The sequence below is a fragment of the Bradyrhizobium sp. CCBAU 45389 genome (genome assembly GCF_028128625.1).
Taxonomy (GTDB): domain Bacteria; phylum Pseudomonadota; class Alphaproteobacteria; order Rhizobiales; family Xanthobacteraceae; genus Bradyrhizobium; species Bradyrhizobium liaoningense_B.
The window spans coordinates 446,055-470,079 of the sequence record NZ_LBIY01000095.1; the positions used below are offsets into that span (position 1 = coordinate 446,055).

Below are 24,025 nucleotides of genomic sequence, written 5' to 3' on the forward strand. Positions count from 1 at the left end.
AAGGGACCACCGATGGCGAAACAGGCCGACTCAAAGACACGCAGCGTCCGCGGCTCGCGCACGGGCCGGCCGGTCATGGCGCTGCTCGACCTGCTCGGCCGGCGCTGGGCCTTGCGGATATTGTGGGAGTTGCGCGAAGAGCCCCTCACCTCGCGCGCGCTTCGCAGCGCCTGCGACGAGGCCTCGCCCACGGTGCTGCAAGCGCGGCTGACGGAGCTGCGCGAGGCGGGATTCGTGGAGCTCGGCGACGGTGGAGGCTACGGGCTGACGGCGCTGGGGCGCGAATTGTGCGAGACCTTCATGCCGCTACACCGGTTTGCGGAGAGGTGGAAGTCTTCTCCCTCGCCCCGCTTGCGGGGAGAGGGTCGGGGTGAGGGGGAGTCTCCGCGCAAACGGTGAAAGATGGACTCGCGGAGAGTCCCCCTCACCCGGATTGCATCTGCGATGCAATCCGGCCTCTCCCCGCAAGCGGGGAGAGGCGAAGAATCCTACGCCGCTGCGACCGTCAGGTTGGCGCCGTCGACCTGCACCACCTTGACCCGCGTCCCCGCCGGCGTATCGGGGCCGGCGACGCGCCAGACAGTGTCGCCGATGCGCACGGTGCCGCTGCCGTCGATGATCGGTTTCTCCAGCGTGAACTCGCGGCCCAGAAGCGCCTCGGTGCGCTTGTTGAGGAACGGGCTTGCGCTTTCGTCGGGCTTCGGCCGGGCTAGCCGGCGCCAGACCGGGACGGCTGCTACCGCGAACACTGCGAACATCACAAGCTGGATCTGCCAGGACAGATGGATGGCGAACGAGAGCAGGCCCACCAGCAAAGCAGCGAGCCCAAGCCAGAACAGGAACACGCCCGGCGCGATCGTCTCCAGCGCCATCAGGATGAAGCCGAAGATCAGCCAATTCCAGGTGCCGAGCGATACGAACATGTCGGTCATGACACGACCTCTGAATATTGGCGCATGCCCTTGTCGCAAGGCATGCGCCGGTGACTATCCCTGCCGCGGCGGTACCGCCGGCGGCGTGCCGCCGGTCGGCGGCACCGATCCGGTGCGGCGCGCGGCGGCAGCCGCAGACGCTGCGCTTTCGCCGAACGTTGCCTTCGCGATCTCGCCGATGCCGGCGAGCGAGCCGAGCATGCTCGTCGCCTCCATCGGCAGCATGATGATCTTCTGGTTCGGCGCCTCCGCGAACTGGCCGAATGCCTTGATATATTTGTCGGCGATGAAATAGTTCAACGCGGCGACGTCGCCCTTGGAAATGGCTTCCGACACCGCCTGCGTCGCCTTGGCTTCCGCCTCGGCCAGACGCTCGCGCGCCTCGGCGTCGCGGAAGGCGGCCTCGCGGCGGCCTTCGGCCTGGAGGATCTGGCCCTGCTTGGCGCCCTCGGCGCGCAGGATTTCGGACTGGCGCTGGCCCTCGGCGGCGAGGATGTCGGCGCGCTTGACACGCTCGGCCTTCATCTGCCGGCCCATGGCCTCGACGAGGTCGGCCGGCGGCACGATGTCCTTGATCTCGATGCGGTTGACCTTGACGCCCCAGGGCGAGACCGCGGCATCGACGACGCGCAAGAGACGCTCGTTGATCTCGTCACGGTGCGACAGCACCTGGTCGAGATCCATCGAGCCCATCACCGAGCGGATGTTGGTCATGGTCAGGACCGTGATGGCCTGGTTGAGGTTGGCGACCTCGTAGCTCGCTTTCGCGGCATCGAACACCTGGAAGAAGGCGACGCCGTCCACCGTCACCGTGGCGTTGTCCTTGGTGATGACCTCCTGCTCGGGAATGTCGATCACCTGCTCCATCATGTTGATCTTGCGCCCGACGCGATCGAAATAGGGCACGATCAGGTTGAGCCCGGGGCTCAGCGTCTGGGTGTATTTGCCGAACCGCTCGATGGTCCAGTCATAGCCCTGCGGCACCGTCTTCACGCCGGCAACCAGCGTGACGATGACGAGCAAGACCAGAACAATCGCGAAAATGTCGAAACCGCTCATAGCTCCTCCAAGGTGGAAAGAAGCCGGGAAAGGCCCTTTCCGGCGCTGTCATTGGTCGGGATCACGACCCTACCGGTTCAGCGGTCGCAATTCACGTCGGTATCGGCGCAATTCCACACAAGACGTTGGGGGAGAGAACGATCGCGATATGTATTTGCGGGCGGCTCTTGAAAGCGCGCGGACGCAAACCTAGCGGCGGAAATTAACGAATTCGGCCCAGGCGTCCGCCACGGACGGCGTCATTCGATGACCTCATTCGCGATTGCGAGCAGGCCGGGGGAAAGCGTGACGCCGAGCGCCCTCGCCGCCTTGAGGTTGACCGCCAGCTCGAACTTGGTGGGGTTCTGGACCGGCAGGTCGGCCGCCTGCGCGCCCTTGAGGATGCGGTCGATGTAGCCCGCCGCGCGCCGGAGCTGCTCGGCGCTGTCGGTGCTGTAGGACATCAGCCCGCCCTCCTCGACGAAGGTGCGGCTCCAGAACACCGCCGGCACATGGGCTTCATTGATCGCTGCCAGCAGATGCACGCGGTTGGCCATGGTGAAGAAGTCCGGCAGGATCAGCAGGCCACCGTCCTGCCGCGAAGCCAGCGCCGCGATCGAAGCGGCGTCATTCACCGGCGCGGGTTCGACCGTCACGTGAAGCGCCCGTCCGGCGTCCTCGATCGTGCGCAGCATCAGGGGCGCGAACGGCGCGGTGGCGGGATTGTAGACGACGAAGACGCGGGACACTTTTGGCGTGACCTGCGTCAGCATCTCCAGCCATTTGCCGGCCAGCGGGCCGTCGTAATCGGTGAAGCCGGTGATGTTGCCGCCGGGATGCGCGAGGTTCTGGACAAAGCCCTGGCTGACGGGATCGGTGACCACGGCGAACACGATCGGGATCGTCGTGGTGCGCCGGCGCAGCTCTTCGACCGAGGGCGTGCCGACCGCGAGCAGGATGTCCGGCTTCAGCGCGACCAGCTCGTCGGCGAGCCGTGCGATTCGTGTCCGGTCGCCCGCCCCGCTGCGCCAATAGATTCTGAGATTGTCACGCTCCTTCCAGCCGTGGGCCGCAAGCGCCTCGACCAGAACGGCGCTGCGCGTCTGCCCGATCGCATCGTCGGCGGCCGTGACCGAGAGCACGCCGAGCCGCCGCGCGGCATCCGGCTGCTGGGCCTGCACTGATGACGGCATTGCCGCGATCATCCCAAGAAGCGCCAGAAGCTCGCGGCGGTTCATGGGAGACACCATCAGATCCAGCCCTGAAGCTCGCGCAGCACCAGCGAGCGGATCACATCCATGCCCTGTTCGCTGTCGTTCAGGCACGGGATCGCGGAAAACTGCTCGCCGCCATTGTGCCTGAAGATCTCGGCGTTCTCCTGCGCGATCTCCTCCAGCGTCTCCAGGCAATCGGCGGAAAAGCCCGGCGTCACCACCGCAATGCGGCGCACGCCCTCTTTCGCCAGCCGCTCCATGGTCTTGTCGGTATAGGGCTGGAGCCACTCGTCATTGCCGAAGCGGGACTGGAAGGTCAGCAGGAGCTTTGTCTCGTCCATGCCGAGCCGGCGGCGCAGCGCCTCGGTCGTGGCGATGCAGTGGCTCTGATAGGGATCGCCCTTGTCGACATAGGATTTCGGCATGCCGTGGAACGAGGCGACGATCAGTTCGGGCTTGAACGGGAGCGTTGCCAGATGCGTTTCGATCGAGGTCGCGAGCGCCTCGATATAGGCTTCGTCCTCATAATAAGGCGGCGTCACCCGCAGCGTCGGCTGGTTGCGCAGCTGCGCGAGCACGCGGAACACTTCGTCGCAGACGGTGGCCGAGGTCGAGGCGGAATATTGCGGATAGAGCGGGACGGCGAGGATGCGCTCGCAACCCTCAGCGATCAGCGCGTCGATGCCCGCCTTGATCGAGGGATTGCCGTAGCGCATCGCCCAGTCGACGACGACGTGGTCGCGGTCCGACAGCGCGGCCGCGAGCTTGTCGGCCTGCGAGCGCGTGATGGTCTTCAGCGGCGACTCGTTCCTCTCGGTGTTCCAGATCTTGCGGTAGTCGAGCGCCTTGGTGCGGGGACGGCTGCGCAGGATGATGCCGTTCAGCACCAGCTTCCAGATCAGGCCCTGGTCCTCGATGACGCGGGCATCCGAGAGGAACTCCTTCAGGTAGACCCGGACGCCGGGCGCGTCGGCCGTATCCGGCGTGCCGAGATTGACCAGGAGCACGCCGACGCGCGGCAGGGCGGACCGGGTGGCCGCTTTCGCAGTCTCGAGGGGGACGACGCTGTTCATGGCTGGTTGGGTCGCGCGTTGGTCCGAACTTGTCAAGATGAGGGCGGTTTCGCTAGGGTCGCACCCAAGCGGGGGGAGGGACGATGACGCTCGCGGAATGGTGCGTATTCGGAGCGCTGCTGCTTTACCTGTCCACGATCGCCTCGATCAAATGGATCAGGTTTCGCAGCTTCGACAATTCCCGGCCGCGCGATCCCGCCTTCTACGAGGATGCCATCGCGCAGCGCGCCCTGGGCGCCCACCAGAACGGCATCGAGACCTTCCCGTTCTTCGCCTTCGCGGTGCTGCTCGCCGAATTCAGGGACTCGCCGCAGCGGCTGATCGACGAGCTCGCCGCGCTGTTCCTGATCGTGCGGATCGCCTATGTGCTGACCTATCTCGGCAACCGCCCGACGCTGCGCTCGATCCTCTGGAGCATCGGCTTTGCGATCAATCTAGGGATCTTCTTCATGCCGATGCTGAAGCGGTTTCTGCCGGTGTGAGACGGCTTCACGCCGGTAGAATGCGCTCCCGCGTGGCGATGAGGTCGCGGATCCATGCCGGGATCGGCACCGGCCGATGGGTCTCCTGGTTGGTGTAGACCCACACGATCTCGCCGGTCACCAGCGCATCAGCGCCGCCTTTCCGGAAAATGGCAAGCTCGAAGACGAGGCTCGAATTGCCGATCCGCGCCACGCGTGCACCGACGTCGAGCTCCCAGTCGAACCGGACCGGCGCCTTGTATTCGATCAGCGACTTCACGACATGGAAATCGATACCGGTCGCCTTGGCGTCCACATACTGGTCGTAGCCCAGTGCGCGGAAATATTCGGTGATGGTGGTGTCGAAATAGGACAGGTAATGCGCGTTGAAGACGACGCCCTGGCCGTCGATCTCGGAATAGCGCACCCGGAACGGGTGAAAGAACCAGAATTGTTCACGCGACATGGAATCCCCCGACCGGACATTCTTGTTGGTTTGACCGACTGAATAGCGGACCGGAGGGAGTTCGCAAAGCGCGGCTCTCGTGTCCCGGACGCGGTGCAGCGCCCTTGCGCTGCTCCGCAGAGCCGGGACCCAGAATGCCACACGTGACCATACGGAGAGATGGGCCCCGGCTCAGCAGCGCACCGCCAGGCGCTGCGCTGCGTCCGGGGCACGAGAGCTCAGCTTAGAAACACGTGGTCCGTTCGGCCGCGATGTAGCCGAACAGGAGGCCGACGCCGAACAGCAGCACGAGGGCGGCGGCGCCGAATTCGATGCCGCGCATGAACAGCGCGCCGCCGCCGTCGCGGCCGGCGCTGAGGCGTGCGGCGACGTCCTTGGCGGAGACGGCGATAACAGCGATGGCCGCGACCGTGATCGCGGTGCCGAGCCCCATCAGGAAGGTCGCGGCGATGCCGGCCCAGAACAGGCCCTGGGCCAGTGCAAACACCAGCACCAGGATCGCACCCGAGCAGGGACGGATGCCGACGGTGAGGATCGCGGCAAAGCCGCGCCGCCAGCCGCCGGGCCCGGCAAGCTCGCTCGGCGTGGGCCCGTGGGAATGGCCGCAATGCTCGTCATGGACGTGGTCGTGGGCGTGGTGGTCATGGTCATGCGCATGGGCATGAGCATGAGCATGAGCATGATCGTGGTGATGATGATCGTGCTCATGATGATCATGCGCATCGTGATGATGATGATGATGGCCGTGATCGTGCTGATGCGGCACGCCCGCCATCGCCGGCACCGGCTGGGCCGCCTGCAGCGCGCGGAGGAAGGTGCGGCCCTTGACCCAGACGAGGCGCAGGCCGAACAGCGCGATCAGGGCGTAGCTCGCGATCTCGATCACCCCTTCCGCCTTGCACATGGTCTTGGCGGTCGCGTTCAGGATCCAGGCCGAGATGCCGACGATGAGGATCGCCACCAGCGACTGCATCAGCGCCGAGGCAAAGGACAGCGCGATGCCGCGCCGCGCGGTCTCGCGGTTGGCGACCAGATAGGAGGCGATCACCGCCTTGCCGTGGCCGGGACCTGCGGCATGGAAGATGCCATAGGCGAACGAGATGAACAGCAGCGTCCACACCGCCGAGCCGTCGGACTTGGCGGCGCGGATGGTCGACGACATCTGCCGATAGAATTCCGACTGCTTTGCCAGGAGCCAGCCGATGAGGCCGCTGGCCTCGGGCTCGGCCGCCTGCGCGGGCCGCGGTGCGCCGAACGGATTCTGCGCGAGGAGATCGTGGAGCGCGGCATCGGCCGCGATCACGACCAGCAGAACGGCCATGCAGGCGAGGAGCCCGCGGGTGAGCGGGGAAAGATGCTGCTTCAAGGGCAATCCACCGTGATCTTGTTGGCGAACATCATGCCGAAATTGCTGTTCTCGCCGTTCAGGAAGGTCTGCTCGTTGAGCTTCTGGGCGGTGGCCGAGCCGTCGCTGGGACGGTCCAGCTTCATCTGGCAGCCCGCGGGCGCGCCGACCAGCTTGACGGGATTGTCCTTGGCCATCTGGAAGTCGATGAAGAAGGAACGGTCGAACACCTCGAGCACCAATTGCCTCGGCTTGACCGGGTTCTTCAGCGGCAGCGTGAAGTGCAGGGTCAGCACCGTGTCCTTGTAGTCGAGGAAATAGTCGACCGGCTCCTGGAAGCGCTCCTTCTTGCCGTCGGCCTTGGCGAAGGTGAAATAGGCATATTCCTTCAGCGACTCGACATTGGTCTGCGCCAGCGACCCGAGCTCCTCGCGCGTAAAGGCGCCCTTGGTCTTGCTCTCGAGCCCCTGCACCGCATAGGCCGAGAACATGTCGTCGAAGGTCCAGGCGTGGCGCACGCCGGTGATGCTGCCGTCGGCCGCATAGAGCAGCTCGCTAGTCGCGGTGATCCAGACATGCGGATGCGCGCTCGCCGCCCCCGCCGCGAGCGTCATCGCGGCGGCGAGCAGCAGGCCGAACAGGGCGCGCATGCGCATCAGGCCGCCTTGGCGTCGTCGAGCAGGCCGCGGCGGCGCAGCAGCGCGTCGGGCTCCGGCGGGCGGCCGCGGAAGGCTTCGTAGGCGGCTTCCGGATCGACCGATCCGCCGCTCGAGTAGATATCGTCGTGCAGGCGTTTTGCGACCGCCGGATCGAAGATATCGCCGGCCTCCTCGAACGCGCCGAAGGCGTCGGCGTCCATCACCTCGGACCACATGTAGCTGTAATAGCCGGCGGCATAGTGATCGCCGGTAAAGATGTGACCGAACTGCGTGGGCCGGTGACGCAGCGCGATCTCCTCGGGCATGCCGATCTTCTCCAGCTCTGTCTTCTCGAAGGCGCGGACATCCTGCGCGGCAGCCGCCGGCTGGGTGTGGAACTCGAGATCGACCAGCGCCGAGGAGACGAACTCGACCGTGGCGAAGCCCTGGTTGAACTTTCGCGCGGCCAGGAAGCGCTGCAGCAGGTCGTCGGGCAGCGGCTCGCCGGTCTGGTGGTGGCGGGCGAACTGCTGCAGCACCTCGGGCCGCTCCTGCCAGTGCTCGTAGAGCTGGGACGGCAGCTCGACGAAGTCGGTGAACACTGACGTGCCCGACAGCGAGGGATAGGTCACGTTGGAGAGCATGCCGTGCAGGCCATGGCCGAACTCGTGGAACAGGGTGCGGGCGTCGTCGGGCGACAGCAGCGCGGGCTCGCCGTCGGCCCCCTTGGCGAAATTGCAGATGTTGAGGACCAGCGGGGCGACGTCGCCGTCGAGCTTCTGCTGGTCGCGCAGCGAGGTCATCCAGGCACCCGAGCGCTTCGACGGCCGGGCGAAGTAGTCGCCATAGAACAGCGCCTTGTGCTTGCCGTCCGGCCCCTTCACCTCCCAGACCCGGACGTCGGGGTGCCAGACCGGGACGTCCTTGCGCTCCTCGAAGGTGACGCCGAACAGGCGCGTGGCGCAGTCGAAGGCGGCGGCGATCATGTGGTCGAGGCCGAGATACGGCTTGATCGCGGAATCGTCGAAATTGGCGCGCTGCAGGCGCAGCTTCTCGGCGTAGTAGCGCCAGTCCCAGGGGGCGAGCCTGAAATTACCGCCCTCTTCCGTGATCAGCGCCTGCATCTCGTCGCGGTCGGCGAGCGCGCGGGCGCGGGCCGGCTTCCAGACCCGCTCCAACAGGCTCCGCACCGCCTCCGGCGTCTTGGCCATGGAATCCTCGAGCCGGTAGGCGGCGTAGGTCGGGTAGCCCAGGAGGTTGGCGCTCTCCTCGCGCAGCTTCAGGATCTCGACGATGGTCGCGTTGTTGTCGTTGGCATTGCCGTTGTCGCCGCGGGCGATGAAGGCCTTGTAGACCTTCTCGCGCAGGTCGCGCCGTGCCGAGCTCTTCAGGAACGTCTCGACCGAGGAGCGCGACAGCGTGACGATGGCCTTGCCGGCCATGCTGCGCTCTTCCGCCGCAGCCTTGGCGGCGGCGACGAAGCTCTCCGGCAGGCCCTGCCGATCGGCCTCCCCGAGCTCCATGAACCAGTCCTGCTCGTCGCCGAGCAGATGATGGCTGAAGCCGGTGCCGAGCTGGGCCAGCCGTTCGTTGATCTCGGCCATCCGCACCTTGGCTTCTTCCGAGAGACCGGCGCCGGCGCGATGGAAACGGGTGTAGGTGCGCTCCAGCAGGCGGAGCTGCTCGGGCGACAGACCGAGCGAGGTGCGGTTCTCGTGCAGATGGGCGATGCGACCAAACAGCACGGCGTTCATCATGATCGGATTCCAGTGCCGCGCCATCCGCAAGGAGACCTCCTTGTCGATCTCCAGGATGGCCGGGTTGGAATGCGCCGAGACGAGGTCATAGAACACCGCCGCGACCTTGCTCAGCAGCTTGCCGGAGCGCTCCAGCGCCGTGATGGTGTTGGCGAAGTCGGGCGCCGCGGGATCGTTGGTGATCGCCGCGATCTCGGCGGAATGATCCGCGAAAGCCTGCTCGAAGGCCGGGAGGAAGTGCTCCGGCCTGATCTCGTCGAAGGGCGGGGTCGCAAACGGCGTCACCCAGGCCTTCAGCAGCGGATTGATCCCGGAGTCCGTAGTCTGGCGGGTTTCTGACATCGCAAGTCCCGATCTTTGTGGCTCAATTGTTGCGGCCAGCTATAGCACGCCATGGGGCTTTTTTGGGCCATTTGGCCTTGCTCCCGGCCGCCTTTTCGGGGAGATTGCGGCCCTCGAAGACAGGACCCCTGAGCCCCATGAACGCGCCTTCCTCGTCGTCCCGCCAGATCGTCTGGCCCAGCGTCATCACCGTCATCAGCGCCGCCATCCTGATCGGCGCGGAGGTGTTCGGCGCGGCCTTTGCCGGCGGCTGGGCGCTCGCGATCCTGTTCGGGCTCGGCGATCAAGGCGCCCACATCCTGCAGGCCGTGCTGTTCGCACTCGGCGTGCTCGTGATGACCGCCTTCATCCGCGCCGCTCAACGCGTCGAGCCTTTCACGAAGCGCGGCTGACGCTTCACGCGCGTGAGCAACACGCGCAGCGCAGCGAAAACTTAACGCTCGTTCATCTTCAGCGTCGCTCGCGCAACAGCGCGCAAGCAGACGTTAGGCAATTCTGTTCTCAGCCTAAAAAAATTCTTGCGAAGCAGAGTCAAAACGCTTATGTGCGGACTTGCCCAATTTCGCACGTGCCTGTGGTCGTGTGTCAGTCGGTAGGTATCCGGACAAGAGGCCGGACAGCCGCCAAGGGGTGAAGAAGCCGAGGGGCTCTTCGGAAGTGCGGAAGTCGAGACTGAAAGGTCGAGCGACCGAAGCAAACCCGGAGCGTCCAGCATCTCTCTCAAAGAGATGCCATGTCGAAGGTGACTTCGCTCTTTGCAACCGTGACTGGCAGCCGGAGGCGAACCGGCGCACTCCGCTCTCAACGGGGGACGCGACTTAAAGCAACGACGGATCGGGCTTTTTTGGTCTCTACCGGCAGTCCAACGCCGGCGCGGGCTACTGAAAAGGCTTGTCCTTCATTGCCAGGTGTGCGGGCGGGAATCTCTCCCAACCAATCCACGGCAGCACAGTCTGGTTTGAGTTTTTTGGCTTCAACGCGCCTCCATCGCGCGATGTGGCCGAAGCACTCTCATCAGGCGTCACGTTGATACGGCTCCCGTCGCTGGGACCGTTGGAGAGTGCCATGACCGAACGTATCCAGGAATTCCTGCGCAACCGCCGCAACGAAGGCCTCGACACCGAGCCGTGCCTCGTCGTCGACCTCGAGGTCGTGCGCGACAATTACCAGAGCTTCGCCAAGGCGCTGCCCGACAGCCGCGTGTTCTACGCCGTCAAGGCGAACCCGGCGCCGGAAGTGCTGGCGCTGCTGGCGTCCATGGGCTCCTGCTTCGACACCGCGACGGTCGCCGAGATCGAGATGGCGCTGGCTGCCGGTGCGACGCCGGACCGCATCTCGTTCGGCAACACGATCAAGAAGGAGCGCGACATCGCGCGCGCCTTCGCGCTCGGCATCCGCCTGTTCGCGGTCGACTGCGCCGCCGAGGTCGAGAAGGTCGCCCGCGCCGCCCCCGGCGCGAAGGTGTTCTGCCGCATCCTCTATGACTGCGCCGGCGCCGAGTGGCCGCTGTCGCGCAAGTTCGGCTGCGACCCGGAGATGGCGGTCGAGGTGCTCGACCTCGCCAAGCGCCTCCGGCTGGAGCCGTGCGGCATCTCCTTCCATGTCGGCTCGCAGCAGCGCAAGGTGAAGGCGTGGGACCGTGCGCTGGCGATGGCCTCGCAGGTGTTCCGCGACTGCGCCGAGCGCGGCATCAACCTCACCATGGTCAACATGGGCGGCGGCTTCCCGACCAAGTACCTGAAGGACGTGCCGCCGGTCGTGACCTACGGCCGTTCGATCTTCCGCGCGCTGCGCAAGCACTTCGGCAACCAGATTCCGGAGACCATCATCGAGCCGGGCCGCGGCATGGTGGGCAACGCCGGCGTCATCGAATCCGAGGTCGTGCTCATCTCGAAGAAGAGCGACGAGGACGAGGTGCGCTGGGTGTATCTCGACATCGGCAAGTTCGGCGGTCTCGCCGAGACCATGGACGAGTCGATCCGCTACGCCATCCGCACCCGTCACGACGGCGCGGACATGACGCCGTGCGTGCTCGCAGGCCCGACTTGCGACAGCGCCGACGTGCTGTACGAGAAGAACCCGTATCCGCTCCCGGTCACGCTCGAGATCGGCGACAAGGTGCTGATCGAAGGCACCGGGGCCTATACGTCGACCTACTCGTCGGTGGCGTTCAACGGCATCCCGCCGCTGAAGACGTATCACATCTGATCCGCCTCTCTGTCTGAGGCCTGACGAACCCGGGAGCCGGTCCGCCGGCTCCTCCCTGACATCTACGATTTCTGACGACGCCTTGGACAGGCGTGCTTTTCGCACGCCAGTTCAAGCGGGGACTGACGCGCCATGACTGCTTTTCGGAAGCCACAAGTCGCCCTCACCTCGAAAGCCGCTCCGTTCGCGATCCGTGCGGAACGTGCTGTCGACGTCGCCGCCCGTGAAGCGCTGCTGGATGCCTGTTTTGGCGAGAACCGCCATGACCGCACCTGCCAGCGCCTGCGCGACGGACGTGCACCTGCCGCCGGCCTTGCGCTGTCGGCCGTGCGCGAGGGGACACTCGTGGGAACCGTGCGGCTGTGGCACGTCAGCGCCGGAGGCAGGCCCGCTCTGGTCCTCGGACCGCTGGCGGTGGACCCTGCCTGCCGCGAGCTCGGGATCGGCGCCGCGCTGATGCAACAAGCGCTGGCCGCCGCCCGGGCGCGCGGGCATGAAGCCGTGATCCTGCTCGGCGATGCCCCCTATTACGTCCGCTTCGGCTTCTCGGCGGCGAAGACCGGCGAGCTGTCTCTGCCCGGCCCGTTCGAGCGCGACCGCCTGCTGGCGATCGAGTTCGCCGAAGGTGCACTCGATGGCGCCGAGGGGATGATCGTCCCGACCGGCGCGGCCCTGTCCAAACGGAGGTCGGTTCGTCCCCTCCAGGCGCACGCGGCCTAACGGATCGCTCTCATAGCGAAGACCGAAGCCGCATCGAGCGGCAACGCCCGGCCGCCTGTGCCATGCCCGTTCCTTTGGGGTTGCGCAGGCGCCGGAAACGCCCTTTAACCCCGCGAAACACCCCTTCAGTCGAGGCCCATGACCATGTCCCGTCGCCTGATCTCCACCGGCTCCCCGTTCGAGAAGACCGCCGGCTACAGCCGCGCCGTGGTCGATGGCGAGTTCGCCTTCGTCGCGGGAACCACCGGCTATGACTACACCACGATGACGATGCCGGCCGATGTCACGAGCCAGTCACGCAACTGCTTCAAGACCATCGAAGCCGCCCTGAAGGAGGGCGGATTCGAGATGGCCGATATCGTCCGTGCGACCTACTACGTCACCGACGCCAGCACCATCGATGCCCACTTCGCCGTCTGCGGCGAGGTTCTCGGCGACATCAGGCCGGCTGCGACGTTGCTTGTCGTATCCGCTCTCGCCAAGCCCGAGATGAAGGTCGAGATCGAAGTCACCGCCAAGCGCCGCAGCGTCTGACAAGCGCCGCAGCGCCTGATCCACCCACCCTTTGCCCGCCAGCACGTTCCGGAGAAACCATCCCATGAGCCCTCCCTCGCAGATCTACGCGAAGATCACCGGTCCCATCGTCATGGTCGGCTTCGGCTCCATCGGCAAAGGCACGCTGCCCTTGATCGAGCGGCATCTCGACTACGACAAATCGCGCATCACCGTGCTCGATCCCAAGGACGAGGGCCGCAAGGCGCTCTGCGAGAGGCACAATGTCCGTTTCATCCAGAAGGGCCTGACCAAGGACAATTACCGCGAATTGCTCACCCCGCTGCTCACCGAAGGCGGCGGCCAGGGCTTTTGCGTCAATCTGTCGGTCGATACCGGCTCGACCGACATCATGGAGCTCTGCAACGAGCTCGGCGCGCTCTACATCGACACCGTCAACGAGCCCTGGCTCGGCTTCTATTTCGATTCCTCGAAGGGCCCGGAGGCGCGCTCCAACTACGCGCTGCGCGAAGTGACGCTGGCCGCCAAGAAGGCGCGCCCGGCGGGCTCGACCACGGCCGTCTCCTGCTGCGGCGCCAATCCCGGCATGGTCTCCTTCTTCGTCAAGCAGGCGCTGCTCAATGTCGCCGCCGATCTGAAGCTCAATGCGCCCCGGCCGAAGACCAAGGCGGAATGGGCTGACCTGATGCGGCAGGCCGGCATCAAGGGCATCCACATCGCCGAGCGCGACACCCAGCGCTCGAAGAAGCCGAAGGAGCCCGACGTCTTCGTCAACACGTGGTCGGTGGAAGGTTTTCTGTCGGAAGGCGTGCAGCCGTCCGAGCTCGGCTGGGGTACCCATGAGAAATGGATGCCCGAGAATGCGCGCACCCACGAGGCCGGCTGCGGCGCTGCCATCTATCTGATGCAGCCCGGCGCCAACACGCGCGTGCGCACCTGGTGCCCGACCCGCGGCGCGCAATACGGCTTCCTTGTCACCCACAACGAGTCGATCTCGATCTCCGATTACTTCACGGTGCGTGACGCCTCCGGCAAGGCGGTCTACCGGCCGACCTGCCATTATGCTTACCACCCCGCCGACGATGCCGTGCTGTCGCTGCACGAGATGTTCGGCCGCGCCGCCAAGATGCAGGAGAAGCACCACATCCTCGACGAGAACGAGATCGTCGACGGCATCGACGAGCTCGGCGTGCTGCTGTTCGGCCACGACAACAATGCCTACTGGTACGGCTCGCAGCTCTCCATCGAGGAGACCCGCGAGCTCGCGCCCTACCAGAACGCCACCGGCCTGCAGGTGACCTCCGCCGTGCTCGGCGGCATGGTGTGGGCGCTGGAAAACCCGAACGAAGGCATCGTCGAAGCCGACGAGATGGATTTCGATCGCCTGCTGGAAATCCAGCTGCCCTATCTCGGCCCGGTCAAGGGTTTCTACACCGACTGGACGCCGCTGACGGATCGTCCGGGACTGTTCCCGGAGGACATCGACACCAGCGATCCCTGGCAGTTCCGGAATATCCTGGTGCGGTGAGGCCCAGCCTCTGTCCGCCCGTCATTCCGGGGCGGGACGATGCGTAGTGTCTCGCCCCAAACGCGACTGTCATGCCCCGGCTTGACCGGGGCATCCAGTACGCCGCGGCCTCTCCGTATCCCATCGCTGTCTCTGGAATACTGGATCCCCCGCCTTCGCGGGGGATGACACCGAGCGCGTGGCTGGGAGAGCGGCCGCCAGCTACTTCTTCTCAATCGGCGGCGCGATCTTTTCGGCCGGCGCCGGCGGCAGTGCCGGCTTGGTCGCCGTGCCCTGCGTCTGCGGCTCGGGCCGCGCGGGCTCGGGGGCCGGGGTGGTCGGCCGGTCGCCGCCGGGCTTGGCTTCCGCGGGCGTCTTGTCCTGCTCGTCGGACGGCGTACCCTGGAGCGGCTGCGTCGCCTGCGCCAGCTCCGCCCGGCTTTCGGCGCGGATTTGTGCCAGCGACATCACCGACACCACGACGCCTGCTGCGAACAGCGAGCCGGCAATTGTCAGGTCGAGCTTCAGTCTGCGCTTGTCATCTGGGCCGGGCATGTCGATCACCGCCTTTATCCGCGGAATCAACGACGCTGGGGCGCGCCGGTTCCGTTGGCTAGCGGGCTGCCGGGAACTGAAATTCGCGAGGAAGACCAGACTCGTCCTCGACCGAGAGAGTGGCAGTCGCTCCATTTTCCACGATGGTGATCTTCGGTACGGGTTCCTTGTACCAATAAATCCAGTTCGTCACGCTCCGCTTGGCCCCTGGCGCGCCAATCATATTTCGCTCAAGCAAGCGATCACCCGACTTAGAAAAGACAACGAGCTGGTACGGATTCAAAAGCATCACGTGGGAAAGCCCGACCACATATTTTAGATCGGGCGAAATCCAGATGTACGTCAGCGCCGGCACGGGGCGGCGAAACAATTCGGTCCCCGTCCTTGTGTTACGCAGGCGCAAATAGGAATAGTCATTGTCCGCCGTGAAAGGATCTTTCGTCGAAGAGAACATCTTCCATCGCGCATTCTGGCTTGCGCCGCCCCAATCGTGATGATGCTCCGCGCGAAGCGTCCCTGCCTCAGCCGAGAGGTCGACGATTCCGGTGTAGCCAACCCTATCGGCCCGAGCCGGAATGGTCATGAGAACCAATAGCCAAAGCGCTATCCGCATGATCATGGGTGACAGTTACCAAAACCAACGGTTGTTGCAACTGGGGTCCGCACGTTCCCACGAACAGCCCAAAGGCCTACCGGTCGCCCCTCACTCGGTCGTGCTGACTTCCCAGGTGGCGTGGCGCACGCCCGGCAGATGCTGGAGATCGGTCGCCACTGCGTTCAGCTCGTTCGGGTCGACCGCGGTCGCGACCAGCTTGGCGGCGATTTCCATGATGTCCTCGCCGATCTCGGCGACATCGATATCGGCGACCGGGTATTTCGCGGCCTCGAGCTTGTCGACGAGGCGGTCGCGCATATCAGGCAATGCGTCGGTCGCGACCGCCAGCTTGAAGTAGTAGGTCGCCTCCAGTGCCTTCTCGTTCAGCGGGATGCGGTTGATGGCGTTGACCAGCGGGCGCAGCATGGTGTTGCCGGCGATGACGAACACGGTCAGCACCGCGGCCTGGGCGACGAGGTCGGCGCCGGCGCAGGAGCCGACCGCGGCCGAGGCCCACAGCGTTGCCGCGGTGTTGAGCCCGCGCACGTCCATGCCCTGCTTCATGATGACGCCGGCGCCCAGGAAGCCGATGCCGGAGACGACGTAGGAGATCACCCGCACTGCGCCGTCGGCGCCGGTCAGATGCATGGCGAGATCGACAAAGGCGGCCGCGCCCACCGCGACCAGCACGTTGGTGCGCAGGCCCGCGGTACGCTGGCGATATTGCCGTTCGGCGCCGATCAGCGTGCCCAGCACAAAGGCCGTGGTCAGGCTGACCAGCGTGTCGACGAAATCGGCCAGCTGGAAGGTCGTCAGAAAGCGCATGGATGTGAGCTGCTGTAGGGTGGGCAAAGCGAAGCGTGCCCACGGCTCCCGTCAACGCAGAAAGATCGTGGGCACGGCGCAAGCGCGCCTTTGCCCACCCTACGGCCTGAAGGATGACAGTTTAAAGCTCCAGCAGGCCGCCATCCCCATTTTCGTCCGCGAACGCCAGCAGCGTGCCCTTGGCGTTCCAGGCAATCGCGGCCACCGGCGGGGTGCCGTTGCGGCGAACGAGGATCTCGGCGCCGTCCTCGAGCCGCACCATCAGCACGGTGCCGTCGCTGTAGCCGCAAGCGAGGATGTCGTTCTTCGGATGGCAGGCCACGACCGACACGCGCGCCTGCAGCGGCGCGAGCATCGCGGGCTCCTTGCCCATCGGGCCGTCCTTGCTGGCGAACGGCCAGATGATGACGGTGTCGGCGCCGGAGGTCGCCAGGCCCTTGCCGCCCGCGCTCCAGGACATCGAGCGGACGCGGCCGGGATAGCCGGTCATGCGCATGTGGCGGTTATCGGCGAGCCGCCAGCCATGCAGCGCCGGCTCGTGCATCGCGGTGACCAGAAACTTGTTGTCGGGGCTGAAGGTGACCGCGTGATGCGAGCCGGCCCAGGGCAGGAATTCGGCCGATCCTTCCATGTTCGGAAACCACAGCGTCGCGCCGTTGTAATGGGCGATCGCGAGCCGCAATCCCTTCGGCGCAAACGCAAGGCCGCCAACGGTCGAGGGCACGTCGAGCGACTTCTCTTCGCTCTTGCCGCTCTTGACTGTCGCCGTCTTGCCGGCCGACCAGGCGAACGCGCCGTCGGCGTGCAGCGCCACCGCGTCGATCCAGCGCCGCTTGGGATCGGTGGCGAGCAGCGTCACCTCGCCCTTGGCGTCGAGCGAGACGACCTTGCCGTCGTCGCCGCCCATCACGATGCGCTTGCCGTCGGAGGCGGTGGAGAGAATGCCGCCGCTGTGCACGGCAACGGTGGTGATCTCCCCCTTGGCGTCGACGAACGCGACGTTCTCCTCGCCGCCAACGAAAGCGGCGCGAGGCCCAAGAAAATGCACGGACGTCACGGCCATCCCGAGCGCGACCGGTTTGACGCGGTCGGTGACGGAGACGATCGAGGCGGAATCGGGGGGCGGCGAAAACTCTTTCATCACGAGACGATGCAGCTCTCAAAGCCCTCGCGAATGGCCTTTTCCGGCAATTCGCGGCCGATGAAGACGAGGCGGCTCTCGCGCGGCTCGCCGTCCTTCCATTTCCGCTGGTGGTTGCCCTCCAGCATCATGTGGACACCCTGGAAGACGTAGCGGTCGTCGTCGTCGTGGAAGGCGAGGATGCCCTTGGAGCGCAGGATCTTGCCGCCCTCGACCTGCACCAGGTTCTGCAGCCAGGGCATGAACATGTTGGGATCGAGCGGCTTGTCGGTCTTGAGCGACAGCGATTGCATATCCTCGTCGTGATAGTGCTTCAGGCCATGACCGTGATCGTGGTGATGGTCGTGGCCGTGATGGTGGTGATGATCATGGTCGTGGTCATGATCGTCGGCCTCCAGGAAATCCGGCTCGATATCGAGGATGCGGTCGAGATCGAAGGCGCCGCGATCGAGCACGTCGGCCAGCGCGACCGAGCAGCGCTCGGTGCGATGCAGCTTGGCATAGGGATTGATGCCGCGGATGCGGGCCTCGACCTCGGCAAGCTCGGGCTTGGTGACGAGGTCGGTCTTGTTCAGCACGATGACGTCGGCAAAGGCGATCTGGTTCTTGGCCTCGGGCGCGTCCTTGAGCCGGTCGGACAGCCATTTGGCGTCGGCGACGGTGACCACCGCATCGAGCCGGGCGTTCTTCTGGACGTCCTCGTCGACGAAGAAGGTCTGGGCGACCGGCGCGGGATCGGCAAGACCGGTGGTCTCGACGATGATGGCGTCGAACTTGCCCTTGCGCTTCATCAACCCGTCCATGATGCGGACGAGGTCGCCGCGCACGGTGCAGCAGATGCAGCCGTTGTTCATCTCGAACACTTCCTCATCGGCGCCGATGATGAGGTCGTTGTCGATGCCGATCTCGCCGAATTCGTTGACGATGACGGCGTATTTCTTGCCGTGGTTCTCCGACAGGATGCGGTTCAAAAGCGTGGTCTTGCCGGCACCGAGATAGCCGGTCAGCACGGTCACGGGAATTTTCTGGGCGGTCGCTTCAGACATAACAACTCCGGACTTTTAGGCTTTTTCGCGCGACGCGAGGCGGGGTGGCCCCTGCCCTAATGGTCAAGCGCGCTGGTCAGGGCCTTTATATTGTGCCTGACCATGTCAATGTAAGTGGGTGCAGGGCCCTTTTCGCCGGTCAAACCGTCCGAAATCAGGGTCCCGCCGACCTTGGCCCCGGTCTCGGCCGCGATCCGCCGGATCAGGCGGTCGTCGCTGATATTTTCCAGGAACACGGCCGGGATCCTCGCGGCCTTGATCTGGCCGATGATGGCCGCGATGTCCCGCGCGCTGGGCTCGGTTTCCGTGGAGACGCCCAGGGGAGCGATGAACTGGATGCCGTATTCGGCGGCGAAATAGCCGAAGGCGTCGTGGGTGGAGATCACCTTGCGCCGCTCCGGCGGGACTTTGCCAACGACCTCGCGGACCTCGCGATCCAGCGTTTCGAGCTTTTCCAGATAGGCTTTTGCCTGGGCACGGAAGAACTCCGCGTCCTCAGGAGCGGACGCGGCCAGCGCGTTGGCGATGTCGGTCACGTAGATCCGGGCATTGGGGACCGACTGCCAGGCATGGGGATCCGCAGCCGAGCCGAGTTTCAGCGGCGCAATGCCGGCGCTCGCGGTGACCACTTGCGCCTTGCTGCCTGCGGACTGCACGAGGCGCGGCAACCAGCCCTCAAGCCCAAGCCCGTTGACGATGACGAGCTTCGCCGCAGCGACCCGCTTCGCATCGGCGGGCGCCGGCGTATAGACGTGGACGTCGCTGTCGGGTCCGACCAGCGTCGTCAAATTGATGCGGTCGCCGCCGACATTGCGAACGAAGTCGCCGAGGATCGAGAAGCTCGCAACGACGTTGAGCCGCTCGGCGGCATGCAGCGGTGAGGCGATCAGCAGGAGCACGCAAAGCAGGATACGCCGCATCGTCACGCTTCCAGATGCCGGCCGGGAAACAGCTGCCGGACGATGCCGCCGACACGGCCGAACAGCACGGAGACGATGTACAGCACCGTCGCCACCAGAATGATCGCAGGGCCCGAGGGCACGCGGGTCTGGAACGAAAGCACGAGGCCGGCATAGCCGGAGACAGCGGCGGCCACCACGGCGATGCAGATCATCGCGGTGAGATCGCGCGACCAGAACCTTGCGATACCCGCGGGCAGGATCATGAGCCCCACCGCGAGCAGCGTGCCCAGCGCCTGAAAGCCGTTGACGAGATTGATGACGACCAGCGCCAGGAAGGCGAGATGCGCGGGTCCACCGGCCCGGCTCACGGTACGCAGGAACAGCGGATCGACACTCTCGATCACCAGCGGGCGGTAGATCACCGCGAGCACCAGCAGCGTGACCGTGGCATTGAAGGCCACCACCAGCAGCGTCTGGTCGTCCATCGCGAGGATGTTGCCGAACAAGACGTGGAGCAGGTCGATATTGGTGCCCTTGATCGAGACGATGGTGACACCGAGCGCCAGCGAGGCCAGGTAGAAGGTCGCGAGCGAAGCGTCCTCCTTCAGCCCGGTCGAGCGCGCGACGACGCCTGCGAGGATCGCAACCGCAAAGCCGGCGATCAGGCCGCCGGCCGTCATCGCAAACAAATTGAGGCCGGAGAGCAGGAAGCCGATGGCGGCGCCGGGCAGGATCGCATGCGCCATGGCGTCGCCGACGAGGCTCATCCGCCGCAGCATCAGGAACACGCCGATCGGCGCGCCCGCCAGCGACAGCGCGATCACCGCGGCAAGCGCCCGCCGCATGAACTCGAACTCGGTGAACGGGCCGATCAGCGCGTCATAGATCATCTGGTGTCACGCCGCCTGCGAGCGCCCATCTTCGCCACAGGCCGCGGCGGTGTCGTCGAAGGCCTCGCACATCCGCATCGCGACCATCAGGTTCTCCGGCGTCAGCACCTCCGCCGTCGGCCCCCAGGCCACGGGACCGCGCGCCAGCACCAGCGTCTCGCTGAAATGGTTGCGCACCATCTCCATGTCGTGCAGCGCGGCCAGCACGGTTCGGCCTTCGCCATGCCAGTGCTTCACCAGTGCGAGCAAATCGGTCGTGGTCTTGCTGTCGATGGCGTTGAAAGGCTCGTCGAGCACGATCAGGCTTGCGTCCTGAAGCAGCACGCGCGCGAACAGCACGCGCTGCATCTGGCCGCCGGAGAGCGTGCCGATCGGCCGGTTCTCGAAACCATTGAGGCCAACCGACGCGATCGCGCGCAGGATCTTTTCGCGCGCGGCCTTGCCGATGCCGCCGAACAGGCCCGTGCCGCGCCACAGCCCGGTGCCGACGAAATCGAACACCGAGATCGGGAAGCTGCGGTCGATCTCCGCGCTCTGCGGCAGATAGGCGATGTCGCGGGCATCGAGCCCGCCGAGATGGATGCTGCCGTCGAGCGGCTTGAGGATGCCGACGATGCCGCGCAGCAAGGTCGACTTGCCGGCGCCGTTCGGGCCGATCACCGCGACCAGCGCGCCCGGGGCGACCTCGCCGCCGAGATGATGCACGGCCGGATGCCGGTCATAGCCCAGCGTGACGTTATGGAAATGCAGCGCCGCCATCCTCACCTCATCGCCAGGAAGACCACGCCCCAGAGCACGGCGCAGACGGCGAGCGCGGCCGCGAGCCGGCCCGCCATGGTCATGCGCAGGATCGACCAGGGCGCCGCCTGGGCCGGATGCGGCGAGGCTGCATCGTGGACATGGGCGTGGGTGTGGTCGTGCCCATGCGCATGGTCATGGGAATGGCCGTGAGAGTGGCCATGAGCATGGTCGTGCTGGTGGGCGTGGGACGCGGCGGGAACCATCCGAGAACGTTATATTATAACATTACGCCTGTCCACGCCGGGGTCAGGGCTTCCCGATCACCATGGCGATGGCAGCGGCGACGAACGGGAACGGAACCGAGACGGCGCAGCGGAACCAGACGAAACGGGCCGGCATGAACGGGATTTCCCACAAAATGACCCGCTGGAAGGCAAACAAGGCCCAGGCCACGACATAGGCGACCACCTGCGGCACCCCGCCGCCCGACTTCAGCGCGACAGTCCCGATGGAGAAGCCGATCACCGGGCCGCCGGGGGTGGCCGCCCCGGCGACCACGGCGGTGGCAACACCGAGCCAGCCGCTGTCCGGGCCGAGCCAGCCGGTGATCACCTCCTGCGGGATGATCGCGGCGATGTAGCCGGAGCCGATCACGCCCAGCGCAATCCGCGGCACGATGTTGATGAAGTCCATCGAACCTTCGCGCAAGGAGGCCTTGAACACCGGCGGGCCGCGGCGGAAGGCGATCAGCCCGACGCCAAGCACCGAGCCCCACAGCAGGATGTCGATCAGGAGCGCTGCGCTCAACTCTCGTCATCCTTCGCGAGCGGCTTCGGATAGAGCCGGACATAGACGAAGCGGCCGAGGGCGCCCGCGAGTACCGGAAGCGGCAGCGAGATCACAATCCGCCACAGCGTGAAATCCGTGCCCATGATCGGGATTTCCCAGGCGACCGCCCGGCCGTAGCCGATCAGCGTCCAGCTGACGACCATGGCGATGGTGGCGCCGAAATCGGCGCCGACCGCGAGCAGCGCGCTCGCCACCGGATAGGCGGTGAAGGGACCGCCGGGCAGGATCGCGCCGAAGGCGGTGCCGATCAGAAGGCCCATCAGGCCGGATTTCGGCCCGAGCGAGCGCGAGACTCTTTCGTGCGGCAGGATCTCAGAGATGAAGGCCCCGAGCAGGCAGCCGGCCAGCACGCGCGGCAGGATGCCGCCGAACAGCGACAGGTCATGGGTGAGGATGTCGAGAACACCGTCGGTGCCGTCACGCCGCCAGACCAGCGTCGCGCTCACCGCCACCAGGGCCGCGATGATGATGGTCGACCAGCCGATCGGCTTGCGCACGCGCCCCGGCCGCGGCTCGGACTCCGCGTCCTCGGCAGGCGCCGGGGCTTTCGGGGAAAGTTCTGACAACGGGCTCGGTCGTATCGAGGGTGATGCCCATCCTGATTAAGGGCGCCGCCAACGCGATGCAAACGGTACGATCACAGGCCGATACGCGCGCCGCGCAGGACTCGTTCGGCGAATTCCGCACAGCAAAAAGGCGGCCGCGCATGCGACCGCCTTTTTACTTCCGCCATTCCGGGGCGCACGAAGTGCGAACTCTGGTGCGCAATTGCGCACCTGAGAATCTCGCGCCACAACTTCTGGATTCCGGGTTCGCCCTGCGGGCGCCCCGGAATGACAGCGAGGCCTTACGCCTTGTCGAACAGGGACTCGACGTATTCCCAGTTCACGAGGTTCTCGACGAACGCCTTGAGATAGTCGGGACGACGGTTGCGGTAGTCGATGTAGTAGGAGTGCTCCCAGACGTCGACGCCGAGGATCGGGGTGGCGCCGTGCACCAGCGGATTCTCGCCGTTCGGGGTCTTGGAGATCTCGAGCTTACCGTTCTTGACCTGGAGCCAGGCCCAGCCGGAGCCGAACTGGCCGACGCCGGCCGCCTGGAAGTCGGTCTTGAACTTCTCGAAGCCGCCGAGGTCCTCGTTGATTTTCTTCTCGAGCTTGCCCGGGAGCTTGGTGCCGCCGCCATTGGGCTTCATCCAGCTCCAGAAGTGGATGTGGTTGTAGTGCTGGCCGGCATTGTTGAACACCGCGGGGTTCTTGCCGAACGAGCCCTTGACGATCTCCTCAAGGGACTTGCCTTCCCATTCGGTCCCCTTGAGCGCGTTGTTGCCGTTGGTGACGTAGGCCTGATGATGCTTGTCGTGATGGAATTCCAGCGTCTCCTTCGACATGAACTGGCCGAGGGCGTCATAGGCGTAAGGGAGTGGGGGCAGCGTAAAGGTCATGGGTTCTTGTCCGCAACTGGTGGGGAACGTTCTAACGGTCACCCCTTATAGAAGGTTCCGCCGCCATTAAATACCTCAGAATTTGCGAAAAGGCGTGACGGGGTGGCTTTGCCCGACTGCACAAATTCGTCGCAACGGGCCACGGTCGATCAAACCTGCGGTTCGCCATAAAATATCATTGCCTTTGAAGCGCTTAAGACAGAACAAACGCGCCACGAAGCGGAGCTGTGAAGGACGACGCCATGAGTATCGAGATCGACATTTTGAACGGCGACGCCTCGTGGCCGATTGCCGAGCCGCTGCTCAGCGCGGTCTGGGGCCAAGACGCCGCGGAGAAGCCAGCCTGGAGCCACGTCAAATGGGACAACGCCCATCTGCGCGTGCTGCTCGAGACGCCCGAGGACGGCCTCGTCTGCCATGTCGGCGTCTACTTCCGCACCGTGACCTGGAACGGACAGAAGGTTCATGTCGGCGGCATCGGCGGCGTCTGCACGCGCGAGGACCGGCGCGGCCGCGGCTACGCGACCATCGCGATCGACGCCGCGGTGCATACCATGCGCGCCAACGAGGCGGTCCGCTTCGGGCTCCTGTTCTGCGAGCCGCACAATTTCGCGTTCTACGAGGCCCGCAGCTGGCTGCCCTTCAAGGGCGAGGTCTATTGCGAGCAGCCGGAGGGGCGAATCCGTTTCGACTACATGGCCCCCTACGTCTTCAACATCGTTCGGGCCCCGACGCTGGGCACCATCGACCTATGCGGTCTGCCGTGGTGAGCCCTGCGTGAGATGGGGGCTGGCGCGGGCCGCGCCGGCTCTATAATATGTCG

The 24,025-nt window shown here is 65.5% G+C and carries 28 protein-coding genes; 8 read left to right on the forward strand and 20 right to left on the reverse strand.

Features of this window, described 5'->3' with window-relative positions; all coding sequences use genetic code 11:
* The first annotated feature begins 12 nt into the window (after nucleotides 1-12).
* On the forward strand, nucleotides 13-399 hold the full coding sequence (locus XH79_RS29155) for a winged helix-turn-helix transcriptional regulator (RefSeq protein WP_271583838.1): 387 nt from the start codon (nucleotides 13-15) through the stop codon (nucleotides 397-399).
* Between the two features lie 89 nt (nucleotides 400-488).
* On the opposite strand, the gene XH79_RS29160 is transcribed toward XH79_RS29155, so the two are convergent.
* From XH79_RS29160 to hemH, 4 genes are all read right to left on the reverse strand, one after another.
* Entirely contained in the window at nucleotides 489-932 is a 444-nt protein-coding gene (locus XH79_RS29160) for an NfeD family protein (RefSeq protein ID WP_271583839.1), read from the reverse strand.
* Between the two features lie 54 nt (nucleotides 933-986).
* The gene (locus XH79_RS29165) at nucleotides 987-1,991 is read right to left on the reverse strand and encodes an SPFH domain-containing protein (RefSeq protein WP_271583840.1); all 1,005 of its coding nucleotides are present in this window, start codon (nucleotides 1,989-1,991) and stop codon (nucleotides 987-989) included.
* A 239-nt stretch (nucleotides 1,992-2,230) separates the two neighbouring features.
* Nucleotides 2,231-3,208, reverse strand: coding sequence for an ABC transporter substrate-binding protein (locus tag XH79_RS29170; protein ID WP_212342084.1), 978 nt, complete (start codon nucleotides 3,206-3,208; stop codon nucleotides 2,231-2,233).
* Between the two features lie 11 nt (nucleotides 3,209-3,219).
* The gene (gene hemH, locus XH79_RS29175; RefSeq protein ID WP_271583841.1) at nucleotides 3,220-4,257 is read right to left on the reverse strand and encodes a ferrochelatase; all 1,038 of its coding nucleotides are present in this window, start codon (nucleotides 4,255-4,257) and stop codon (nucleotides 3,220-3,222) included.
* A gap of 83 nt (nucleotides 4,258-4,340) precedes the next feature.
* Between hemH and XH79_RS29180 the strand changes: the two genes are divergently transcribed.
* On the forward strand, nucleotides 4,341-4,739 hold the full coding sequence (locus XH79_RS29180; RefSeq protein ID WP_183242541.1) for an MAPEG family protein: 399 nt from the start codon (nucleotides 4,341-4,343) through the stop codon (nucleotides 4,737-4,739).
* A gap of 7 nt (nucleotides 4,740-4,746) precedes the next feature.
* Here XH79_RS29180 and XH79_RS29185 read toward each other — a convergent pair whose 3' ends face one another.
* The 4 genes from XH79_RS29185 to XH79_RS29200 all read right to left on the reverse strand — a co-directional run bounded on the left by XH79_RS29185 (nucleotide 4,747) and on the right by XH79_RS29200 (nucleotide 9,266).
* The gene (locus tag XH79_RS29185; RefSeq protein ID WP_271583842.1) at nucleotides 4,747-5,184 is read right to left on the reverse strand and encodes an acyl-CoA thioesterase; all 438 of its coding nucleotides are present in this window, start codon (nucleotides 5,182-5,184) and stop codon (nucleotides 4,747-4,749) included.
* A gap of 223 nt (nucleotides 5,185-5,407) precedes the next feature.
* The gene (locus XH79_RS29190; protein WP_271583843.1) at nucleotides 5,408-6,550 is read right to left on the reverse strand and encodes a nickel/cobalt transporter; all 1,143 of its coding nucleotides are present in this window, start codon (nucleotides 6,548-6,550) and stop codon (nucleotides 5,408-5,410) included.
* Nucleotides 6,547-7,185, reverse strand: coding sequence for a DUF1007 family protein (locus XH79_RS29195; RefSeq protein WP_271583844.1), 639 nt, complete (start codon nucleotides 7,183-7,185; stop codon nucleotides 6,547-6,549). Before XH79_RS29195 ends, XH79_RS29190 begins: the two co-directional genes overlap by 4 nt.
* Nucleotides 7,185-9,266 (reverse strand): M3 family metallopeptidase, encoded by a 2,082-nt coding sequence (locus tag XH79_RS29200; RefSeq protein ID WP_271583845.1) that lies wholly within the window; start codon nucleotides 9,264-9,266, stop codon nucleotides 7,185-7,187. Before XH79_RS29200 ends, XH79_RS29195 begins: the two co-directional genes overlap by 1 nt.
* Before the next feature lie 137 nt (nucleotides 9,267-9,403).
* Between XH79_RS29200 and XH79_RS29205 the strand changes: the two genes are divergently transcribed.
* The 5 genes from XH79_RS29205 (at nucleotide 9,404) to XH79_RS29225 (ending at nucleotide 14,235) form a co-directional block, all read left to right on the forward strand.
* Nucleotides 9,404-9,658: a hypothetical protein gene (locus XH79_RS29205; RefSeq protein WP_045004054.1), complete on the forward strand. Its 255-nt coding sequence runs from the start codon at nucleotides 9,404-9,406 to the stop codon at nucleotides 9,656-9,658.
* A gap of 673 nt (nucleotides 9,659-10,331) precedes the next feature.
* Nucleotides 10,332-11,474, forward strand: coding sequence for a type III PLP-dependent enzyme (locus XH79_RS29210; protein WP_080134516.1), 1,143 nt, complete (start codon nucleotides 10,332-10,334; stop codon nucleotides 11,472-11,474).
* A 132-nt stretch (nucleotides 11,475-11,606) separates the two neighbouring features.
* Nucleotides 11,607-12,194 (forward strand): GNAT family N-acetyltransferase, encoded by a 588-nt coding sequence (locus tag XH79_RS29215; RefSeq protein ID WP_271583846.1) that lies wholly within the window; start codon nucleotides 11,607-11,609, stop codon nucleotides 12,192-12,194.
* Between the two features lie 144 nt (nucleotides 12,195-12,338).
* Nucleotides 12,339-12,728, forward strand: coding sequence for a RidA family protein (locus XH79_RS29220; RefSeq protein ID WP_271583940.1), 390 nt, complete (start codon nucleotides 12,339-12,341; stop codon nucleotides 12,726-12,728).
* Between the two features lie 64 nt (nucleotides 12,729-12,792).
* Nucleotides 12,793-14,235 carry a homospermidine synthase gene (locus XH79_RS29225; RefSeq protein ID WP_271583847.1) on the forward strand — a complete coding sequence of 481 codons (1,443 nt, stop codon included), beginning with the start codon at nucleotides 12,793-12,795 and terminating at the stop codon, nucleotides 14,233-14,235.
* Nucleotides 14,236-14,436: 201 nt separating this feature from the next.
* Here the strand turns inward: XH79_RS29225 and XH79_RS29230 are convergent, their stop codons facing one another.
* The 12 genes from XH79_RS29230 to XH79_RS29285 all read right to left on the reverse strand — a co-directional run bounded on the left by XH79_RS29230 (nucleotide 14,437) and on the right by XH79_RS29285 (nucleotide 23,202).
* Nucleotides 14,437-14,769 carry a hypothetical protein gene (locus tag XH79_RS29230; RefSeq protein WP_212342098.1) on the reverse strand — a complete coding sequence of 111 codons (333 nt, stop codon included), beginning with the start codon at nucleotides 14,767-14,769 and terminating at the stop codon, nucleotides 14,437-14,439.
* Between the two features lie 58 nt (nucleotides 14,770-14,827).
* A complete protein-coding gene (locus XH79_RS29235; RefSeq protein WP_271583848.1) occupies nucleotides 14,828-15,352 on the reverse strand; it encodes a hypothetical protein in 525 nt (174 codons plus the stop codon).
* Between the two features lie 120 nt (nucleotides 15,353-15,472).
* Nucleotides 15,473-16,189: an MgtC/SapB family protein gene (locus tag XH79_RS29240; RefSeq protein WP_271583849.1), complete on the reverse strand. Its 717-nt coding sequence runs from the start codon at nucleotides 16,187-16,189 to the stop codon at nucleotides 15,473-15,475.
* Between the two features lie 121 nt (nucleotides 16,190-16,310).
* The gene (locus XH79_RS29245; protein ID WP_271583850.1) at nucleotides 16,311-17,330 is read right to left on the reverse strand and encodes a WD40 repeat domain-containing protein; all 1,020 of its coding nucleotides are present in this window, start codon (nucleotides 17,328-17,330) and stop codon (nucleotides 16,311-16,313) included.
* Entirely contained in the window at nucleotides 17,330-18,376 is a 1,047-nt protein-coding gene (locus tag XH79_RS29250) for a CobW family GTP-binding protein (RefSeq protein ID WP_271583851.1), read from the reverse strand. Before XH79_RS29250 ends, XH79_RS29245 begins: the two co-directional genes overlap by 1 nt.
* A 56-nt stretch (nucleotides 18,377-18,432) precedes the next feature.
* Nucleotides 18,433-19,296, reverse strand: a complete 864-nt coding sequence (locus tag XH79_RS29255) for a metal ABC transporter substrate-binding protein (RefSeq protein WP_271583852.1) — start codon at nucleotides 19,294-19,296, stop codon at nucleotides 18,433-18,435.
* A gap of 2 nt (nucleotides 19,297-19,298) precedes the next feature.
* On the reverse strand, nucleotides 19,299-20,168 hold the full coding sequence (locus XH79_RS29260; RefSeq protein WP_271583853.1) for a metal ABC transporter permease: 870 nt from the start codon (nucleotides 20,166-20,168) through the stop codon (nucleotides 19,299-19,301).
* Between the two features lie 6 nt (nucleotides 20,169-20,174).
* Nucleotides 20,175-20,927, reverse strand: a complete 753-nt coding sequence (locus XH79_RS29265; protein WP_271583854.1) for a metal ABC transporter ATP-binding protein — start codon at nucleotides 20,925-20,927, stop codon at nucleotides 20,175-20,177.
* A gap of 2 nt (nucleotides 20,928-20,929) precedes the next feature.
* Nucleotides 20,930-21,172 (reverse strand): hypothetical protein, encoded by a 243-nt coding sequence (locus XH79_RS29270; RefSeq protein WP_018648561.1) that lies wholly within the window; start codon nucleotides 21,170-21,172, stop codon nucleotides 20,930-20,932.
* A gap of 43 nt (nucleotides 21,173-21,215) precedes the next feature.
* On the reverse strand, nucleotides 21,216-21,716 hold the full coding sequence (locus XH79_RS29275; RefSeq protein ID WP_212342110.1) for a hypothetical protein: 501 nt from the start codon (nucleotides 21,714-21,716) through the stop codon (nucleotides 21,216-21,218).
* Nucleotides 21,713-22,324 (reverse strand): permease, encoded by a 612-nt coding sequence (locus XH79_RS29280; protein ID WP_212342111.1) that lies wholly within the window; start codon nucleotides 22,322-22,324, stop codon nucleotides 21,713-21,715. Before XH79_RS29280 ends, XH79_RS29275 begins: the two co-directional genes overlap by 4 nt.
* 281 nt (nucleotides 22,325-22,605) lie before the next feature.
* Entirely contained in the window at nucleotides 22,606-23,202 is a 597-nt protein-coding gene (locus tag XH79_RS29285) for a superoxide dismutase (protein ID WP_166082753.1), read from the reverse strand.
* Between the two features lie 242 nt (nucleotides 23,203-23,444).
* On the opposite strand from XH79_RS29285, the gene XH79_RS29290 reads away from it, so the two are divergent.
* Nucleotides 23,445-23,972 carry a GNAT family N-acetyltransferase gene (locus XH79_RS29290; RefSeq protein WP_271583855.1) on the forward strand — a complete coding sequence of 176 codons (528 nt, stop codon included), beginning with the start codon at nucleotides 23,445-23,447 and terminating at the stop codon, nucleotides 23,970-23,972.
* The last annotated feature ends 53 nt before the right edge of the window (nucleotides 23,973-24,025 follow it).

What these genes read in the sequence shown, in the direction of transcription:
- XH79_RS29290 (WP_271583855.1), top strand. Translation starts at nt 23,445, where the DNA reads ATGAGTATCGAGATCGACATTTTGAACGGCGACGCCTCGTGGCCGATT.
- XH79_RS29240 (WP_271583849.1), bottom strand. Translation starts at nt 16,189, where the DNA reads ATGCGCTTTCTGACGACCTTCCAGCTGGCCGATTTCGTCGACACGCTG.
- XH79_RS29215 (WP_271583846.1), top strand. Translation starts at nt 11,607, where the DNA reads ATGACTGCTTTTCGGAAGCCACAAGTCGCCCTCACCTCGAAAGCCGCT.
- XH79_RS29210 (WP_080134516.1), top strand. Translation starts at nt 10,332, where the DNA reads ATGACCGAACGTATCCAGGAATTCCTGCGCAACCGCCGCAACGAAGGC.
- XH79_RS29185 (WP_271583842.1), bottom strand. Translation starts at nt 5,184, where the DNA reads ATGTCGCGTGAACAATTCTGGTTCTTTCACCCGTTCCGGGTGCGCTAT.
- XH79_RS29205 (WP_045004054.1), top strand. Translation starts at nt 9,404, where the DNA reads ATGAACGCGCCTTCCTCGTCGTCCCGCCAGATCGTCTGGCCCAGCGTC.
- XH79_RS29160 (WP_271583839.1), bottom strand. Translation starts at nt 932, where the DNA reads ATGACCGACATGTTCGTATCGCTCGGCACCTGGAATTGGCTGATCTTC.
- XH79_RS29230 (WP_212342098.1), bottom strand. Translation starts at nt 14,769, where the DNA reads ATGCCCGGCCCAGATGACAAGCGCAGACTGAAGCTCGACCTGACAATT.
- XH79_RS29250 (WP_271583851.1), bottom strand. Translation starts at nt 18,376, where the DNA reads ATGTCTGAAGCGACCGCCCAGAAAATTCCCGTGACCGTGCTGACCGGC.
- XH79_RS29260 (WP_271583853.1), bottom strand. Translation starts at nt 20,168, where the DNA reads ATGATCTATGACGCGCTGATCGGCCCGTTCACCGAGTTCGAGTTCATG.
- XH79_RS29220 (WP_271583940.1), top strand. Translation starts at nt 12,339, where the DNA reads ATGTCCCGTCGCCTGATCTCCACCGGCTCCCCGTTCGAGAAGACCGCC.
- XH79_RS29195 (WP_271583844.1), bottom strand. Translation starts at nt 7,185, where the DNA reads ATGCGCATGCGCGCCCTGTTCGGCCTGCTGCTCGCCGCCGCGATGACG.
- XH79_RS29200 (WP_271583845.1), bottom strand. Translation starts at nt 9,266, where the DNA reads ATGTCAGAAACCCGCCAGACTACGGACTCCGGGATCAATCCGCTGCTG.
- XH79_RS29255 (WP_271583852.1), bottom strand. Translation starts at nt 19,296, where the DNA reads ATGCGGCGTATCCTGCTTTGCGTGCTCCTGCTGATCGCCTCACCGCTG.
- XH79_RS29165 (WP_271583840.1), bottom strand. Translation starts at nt 1,991, where the DNA reads ATGAGCGGTTTCGACATTTTCGCGATTGTTCTGGTCTTGCTCGTCATC.
- XH79_RS29180 (WP_183242541.1), top strand. Translation starts at nt 4,341, where the DNA reads ATGACGCTCGCGGAATGGTGCGTATTCGGAGCGCTGCTGCTTTACCTG.
- XH79_RS29155 (WP_271583838.1), top strand. Translation starts at nt 13, where the DNA reads ATGGCGAAACAGGCCGACTCAAAGACACGCAGCGTCCGCGGCTCGCGC.
- XH79_RS29245 (WP_271583850.1), bottom strand. Translation starts at nt 17,330, where the DNA reads ATGAAAGAGTTTTCGCCGCCCCCCGATTCCGCCTCGATCGTCTCCGTC.
- XH79_RS29225 (WP_271583847.1), top strand. Translation starts at nt 12,793, where the DNA reads ATGAGCCCTCCCTCGCAGATCTACGCGAAGATCACCGGTCCCATCGTC.
- XH79_RS29265 (WP_271583854.1), bottom strand. Translation starts at nt 20,927, where the DNA reads ATGGCGGCGCTGCATTTCCATAACGTCACGCTGGGCTATGACCGGCAT.
- XH79_RS29170 (WP_212342084.1), bottom strand. Translation starts at nt 3,208, where the DNA reads ATGAACCGCCGCGAGCTTCTGGCGCTTCTTGGGATGATCGCGGCAATG.
- XH79_RS29285 (WP_166082753.1), bottom strand. Translation starts at nt 23,202, where the DNA reads ATGACCTTTACGCTGCCCCCACTCCCTTACGCCTATGACGCCCTCGGC.
- XH79_RS29270 (WP_018648561.1), bottom strand. Translation starts at nt 21,172, where the DNA reads ATGGTTCCCGCCGCGTCCCACGCCCACCAGCACGACCATGCTCATGGC.
- XH79_RS29235 (WP_271583848.1), bottom strand. Translation starts at nt 15,352, where the DNA reads ATGACCATTCCGGCTCGGGCCGATAGGGTTGGCTACACCGGAATCGTC.
- hemH (WP_271583841.1), bottom strand. Translation starts at nt 4,257, where the DNA reads ATGAACAGCGTCGTCCCCCTCGAGACTGCGAAAGCGGCCACCCGGTCC.